Origin of the sequence: Bartonella sp. AA81SXKL (assembly GCF_042196945.1) — a bacterium.
Lineage (GTDB): Bacteria > Pseudomonadota > Alphaproteobacteria > Rhizobiales > Rhizobiaceae > Bartonella.
This window is the reverse complement of sequence record NZ_JBHIRH010000105.1, coordinates 1-1,116: the sequence shown is the minus strand read 5'-3', so window position 1 is coordinate 1,116 and position 1,116 is coordinate 1. Positions and strand designations below refer to the sequence as shown.

Below are 1,116 nucleotides of genomic sequence, written 5' to 3'. Positions count from 1 at the left end.
AATCCGAAAGATGATAACGAAGCAGATGCTTTAGCAATTTTATATTTAGTTAAAGAAAGGGAATTGGGGTATGTCCATTAAATTACCATGGACGAGGCTTTTTGCAGACAGATGGCTTCTTACTCTTGGTTGTTTGTCGCCGACCGAGAAATGTATCTATGTCATGTTGCGACTTCTAATGCTCCATACTGGTGAACCTATTTTAAAGGACTTAACGGTATTAGCTTTTTGGGTTGGTTATCCAGTAGAAGAGTTTGAAGCAGCTTTGAATTCCTTGATTGAAGGTGGATTCATCATACGTTTAGACAATGGTGGGTTGTGGAATTCAGAAGTTGAAAAAGAACTCAATAACGTCACTGAAGAGCTAGATAATTTCACTTGCAATAATAATAAAGAAAGGGAGGTGAAGTATGTCAACTAAGTTGCCATGGACGAGGCTTTTTTCTTCACAATGGATTGTTGACGTTAGTGGCATGAGTATAGTGGAAAAAGGTCTTTATATGACACTTGTCTTATATATGTATGAAGAGCGCCGCCCTATTATTGAAGATGCTCCAAAATTAGCACGGTGGGCTGGCTGTTCAGTGAGAGTCCTAAAAAATACATTAGACATCTTATTACGCGATGAGAAGATCATACGTTTAGAAGATGGTCGTTTGTGGAGTTTAAGAGTTGAAGAGGAACTCAATAACTCAAATGATAATTTAAATAAGTTTTCAGAAAGAGCACAAAAGGCAGCAAAGGCAAGATGGGATAAAAATACAACTTATGCTCGTAATGATGCTAAAAATGCTAATAGCAATGCTACAAGCAATGCTTATGCAATGCTAGATGATGCCATTAACATTAACATTAACAATAACAAAAAAAATAAAAATATTATTTTATCAAAAAGAGAAATTGATTTTGAAAATTTAGAAACAAACGATTTGGTTGACGAGCCAATCGAGTGTGATGATGTTCAATCAGAGCAAATCAAAACGATAGAAACCAAACAACCAATCATTCACGAGCAAAATATCAATCTTTCAAACGAAGCTAACAACCGATGGCAAATTAACGAAGCGATGATTGCGAAATTGCCTTCACGAAAAGTTAAAAAGGTTGGAAAACAAC

The 1,116-nt window shown here is 35.8% G+C and carries 2 protein-coding genes; both read left to right on the top strand.

Annotated features, from left to right (window positions below):
• The first annotated feature begins 70 nt into the window (after positions 1–70).
• The gene (locus ACFINZ_RS09845) at positions 71–421 is read left to right on the top strand and encodes a DUF1376 domain-containing protein (protein ID WP_375662608.1); all 351 of its coding nucleotides are present in this window, start codon (positions 71–73) and stop codon (positions 419–421) included.
• The coding region (locus ACFINZ_RS09840; RefSeq protein WP_375701420.1) for a DUF1376 domain-containing protein at positions 411–1,116 on the top strand (706 nt) is incomplete at its 3' end. The genes ACFINZ_RS09845 and ACFINZ_RS09840, both read left to right, overlap by 11 nt.